This is a genomic window from Mycolicibacterium sp. CBM1, assembly GCF_054073305.1.
The window spans coordinates 1-3,810 of record NZ_JBSXPP010000044.1 but is presented as its reverse complement, the minus strand read 5'-3'; the positions used below and the strand labels follow the sequence as shown (position 1 = coordinate 3,810).

At 61.5% G+C, this 3,810-nt stretch carries 4 protein-coding genes; 2 read left to right on the top strand and 2 right to left on the bottom strand.

Going from position 1 to position 3,810, the window contains the following annotated elements; all coding sequences use genetic code 11:
• Positions 1 to 54 precede the first annotated feature (54 nt).
• Positions 55 to 1,199 (top strand): IS3 family transposase gene (locus tag ACXDF8_RS26850; RefSeq protein WP_457221679.1). Its coding sequence is split into 2 segments (ribosomal slippage): positions 55 to 322 and positions 322 to 1,199, totalling 1,146 coding nucleotides; the frame shifts between segments, so codons are not numbered across the junction.
• 39 nt (positions 1,200 to 1,238) lie between these two features.
• Here ACXDF8_RS26850 and ACXDF8_RS26845 read toward each other — a convergent pair.
• On the bottom strand, positions 1,239 to 1,736 hold the full coding sequence (locus ACXDF8_RS26845) for a hypothetical protein (RefSeq protein ID WP_457226275.1): 498 nt from the start codon (positions 1,734 to 1,736) through the stop codon (positions 1,239 to 1,241).
• A 457-nt stretch (positions 1,737 to 2,193) separates the two neighbouring features.
• Here ACXDF8_RS26845 and ACXDF8_RS26840 point away from each other — a divergent pair, with 457 nt between their 5' ends.
• Positions 2,194 to 2,529, top strand: a complete 336-nt coding sequence (locus ACXDF8_RS26840) for a DUF4145 domain-containing protein (RefSeq protein WP_457226274.1) — start codon at positions 2,194 to 2,196, stop codon at positions 2,527 to 2,529.
• Positions 2,530 to 2,561: 32 nt separating this feature from the next.
• Here ACXDF8_RS26840 and ACXDF8_RS26835 read toward each other — a convergent pair.
• Positions 2,562 to 3,742, bottom strand: a protein-coding gene (locus ACXDF8_RS26835; protein ID WP_457224969.1) for an IS3 family transposase whose coding sequence is annotated in 2 segments (ribosomal slippage) — positions 2,562 to 3,455 and positions 3,458 to 3,742 — 1,179 coding nt in all. Because the reading frame shifts where the segments join, the coding sequence is not laid out codon by codon here.
• Positions 3,743 to 3,810 lie beyond the last annotated feature (68 nt).

The window sequence follows — 3,810 nt, the reverse complement described above, 5'->3', positions numbered from 1 at the left end:
AGCAAGTTCTAGAGTCCTGTAGCCCGATGGTGGGCGAGAAGGGACGATGAACGTATGGCTGGTCGGAAGCGGAACTCCGCAGAAGACATCGTGCGCAAACTGCGCCGTGCGGACGAACTGGCCGCCGAAGGCAAGACCGGCGAGGAAATCGCAGCCGAACTCGAGGTGTCTGCGGCGACGTTGTACAACTGGCGTCGCGCCTACGGCGGGATGGACACCGATGCCGCCAAGGAACTCAAGGAATTGCGCGAACAGAACGCCCGACTGAAGCGATTACTGGCCGAGGCCGAGCTGGTCAAAGACGCCTTGCGGGAGGTCGCAAAGGGAAAATTTTAGGCCCAGCTGCCAAGCGCCGCGCCGTCGGCATGCTCACCTCCATGATGGGCATGTCGGAACGGTTGGCGTGCAAAGCCGTTGGGCTGCCCCGCTCCACCTGCCGTCGCCTGCCGTTGTCGCAGACCCCCGCCGATCCCGATGCCGAGATGCGGGCCTGGCTGCGCACGTACGCGACGAAGAACCCATGCCATGGGTTCCGCCGTGCCTGGGCGGCGTTGCGCTACGACGAGCGCCGTGAGGTCAATTTGAAGAAGATCCACCGGCTGTGGCGCGAGGAAGGGCTGCAGGTGCGGGTGCACAGTCCGCGCAAGCGGGCCGGGGTGTCGTCGATCCCATCGATCGAGGCCGATGCCCCGAACGTGGTGTGGGCGATCGACTTCCAGTTCGATTCCACCGTCGACGGCAAGGCCATCAAGATCGCCTCGATGATCGACGAGCACACCCGCGTCTCACTGCTGCACATCGTTGAGCGGTCGATCACCGCCGACCGACTCGTCGCCGATCTCGCCAACGTGTTCGCCGCAGCGGGTGGGCCGCCGAAGGTGCTGCGGATGGACAACGGTCCGGAGTTCATTTCCCAAGCGCTGCAGCAGTTCTGTGACGGTCGGACTGGTATGTCGTATATCCCGCCAGGAGCGCCATGGAACAACGGACACATCGAATCGTTCAACAACCGACTACGCAAGGAGTGCCTCAACCGCAACCACTGGAACACCCTGCTCGAAGCCCGCGTGGTCATCGGCGACTTCAAGCACGAACACAACTACCGGCACCGCCACTCGGCCCTGGGCTACCGCACCCCGGCCGAGTACGCTGCCGTCTGCAGCTGCACCCACACCCCGATGGACTGCAACATCAACTGAAACTGGATCACACCACCCCGACTCAAGAACCGGGTGGACTCAGAATCGGGGACTCGCCAGATCGGCTTCAGCTTCGGCTTCTTGGGCATCAAGTTCCGCCCTCATCGACGCAATGGCGTCCATCAGCTTCTTGCATTCGGCGGCGGCAGCGGTGAACAGCGCTTCCAGGTCGTCTGACGATGGAAGGCCTTCGGAAAGCCAGCGCTTGCAGTCCGACAGGACCCTATCCAGGTTTTCCCGGACGAGCTGTTGAGCAGTCTCACGTGTATAGCGGTCCCGTACATCAGGTGTCTCTGCCCAGTCGACCCAGACCGTCGAAGCGGCGCTTCCCAGTGCGTTCAGCGACCTGACGATCAGGAGAGCTGCCGGGGTCTTCGCGGTCACTTCCGGCAGTGCATACTCCGACCACGCCTCAAAGGCGTTATCCGCGAAGTCTGTAGCACTATCACCTTCGATGTCACCGAGTGCCGAAGCAAATGCTTCTAGCCGGCCGACCCAGTCGCGTACTCGCTCTACTTCTTCCTGCTCGTCGTCCATCCGTGTTCCTTCGCCGGTACTGTCACATACTGTGTGGCTCCCTTCCGGTGGGCAGCCCAATAGCATCGCATACGGCGCCGACAAACGCGCGACATCGCCTCTCGGCTTGTCGCCAGTCGCCCATTACGCAGGCCCCATATCGACGTCTCAACCCTGGAGGGCCTGCAGCACGGGTACTGGCGACACAGCAGCCGCGGGACGATGCGAGCCGTCGCAGCAGCTACTGCCGCCACTATCGCGATTGCGCCGCTAATATCCGCTCTAACAGCAAATATTCCGACCGAGATACCTTGTCCAGCAACGCAGCAGGCGCATATAGTGAGAAGGTAATTCGCAAGCTTGAAAACTCTATAGTGGCCTGCACCAGCCCCCAGGATCCGAAGTGTTGAATCCGGTCCCGGCCTGGCATTCTCAACATTGCCCCTGTTAGCAGCGCACCAATATAGGCTCAGTGGAAATGAGCTACACAATTTCCTACCCCGCACTGGCGAAAGTTGATCCCAAGGCCGCAATCCTGGTGATGTTCACCAACCTTGAGGGATTCCTGAAACGTTCGTTCAAACGCAACTACCCAGACGAGCGACGCCCGAGCAACATGGCTGCGCTCACAGCGAGCTTGGCGGAAAAGGGTGTAATCGACTCAAGCTTGCGCGCTCAACTGGACGACTTGCGAAAGCGAAGAAACGATGTAGCGCATGACGACCCGAACATCGGCGAGGAAGTAGCGCTCGACTACTACGGCTTGTTGAGTGTTGCGCTGGTCGGGCTCAATAGGACGTCGCTCTTTCGATAGGCGGGCCTGCTGAAGGATTCTGTGACAGTTGGTTAGGCGGCCTGGTTGGCCGTCTGGGTCATGATGGCTTCGAATTCGATGGGGGTCAATCGGCCCAAGCGGGCTTGCCTTCGACGGCGGTGGTAGGTGCGTTCTATCCACGTGACGATCGCGATGCGGAGGTCATCGCGGGTGGGCCAGCGTTGGCGGTCGAGGACGTTGCGTTGCAGCAGAGAGAAGAAGCTTTCCATGGCGGCGTTGTCCCCGGCGGAGCCGACCTGTCCCATGGAGCCGAGCATCTGATGGCGCCGTAGCGACCGCTGGAGTTTTCGGGAACGAAATTGGCCGCCCCTGTCGGTGTGCAACGTGCAACCAGCGACTGTGCCGCCGCGGCGGGCTACGGCGGACTCGATCGCGTCAACGGCCAATTGTGAGGTCATCCGCTCAGCGATGGAGTATCCGACAATTCGGTTGGACCACACGTCCTTGACCGCACACATGTAGACCTTGCCCTCAGCGGTCGGGTGCTCGGTGATATCACTGAGCCACAACCGATTTGGTCCCAGCGCAGTGAACTTGCGACGCACCAGATCCTCGTGCGCCGGGGCGCCAGGTAAGCCCTTGCGGCCGCGACGTCTCTTGCCGAACGCACACCACCATTGGTTGATCGAGCAGATCTTCCACACCGTACGTTCACTGACGTTGTGGCCGGCGGCGCGGACCTGATCGAACAACAGCCGGTAACCGAACTCAGGATCCTCGCGGTGGGCGTCGAAGATCGCATTCGCCAAATGCGCCTCGTCGTACTCGGCGTCGGTGACTGGACACGACAGCCAGGCGTAATAGTGCTGGCGGTGAAGCTTCAAGACCCGACACGAGACCGCCACCGGCACCCGGATCGGGGCACCGGCTGCGGCCAGCTCCTTCACGAGCGGGTAGAGCCTTTTCCCGGTAGCGATCCTCGCGCCAGATAGGCCGCCGCCTTGCGCAAGACCTCGTTCTCTTGCTCTAGCAGGCGATTGCGCCGCTTGAGCTCTCGGTTCTCTCGCAGCACATCCGGGGCTGCGACCGACTTCGGGCCTTCATCGGCATCAGCCATACGAAGCCACGAATTCAGCGTGGTCTGGTGAATCCCGAAATCGCGAGCGACCTGCTCCACAGACACCCCAGGGCCACGCTCGCGCGCCACCCGCACCACGTCACGGCGGAACTCCTCGGGGTAGGGCTTAGGCACAACGACATCCTTCCAGCCTGACAGCTCGTCAAGCGATTTCAGATGTCACAGATCCGTTCATCAGCCCC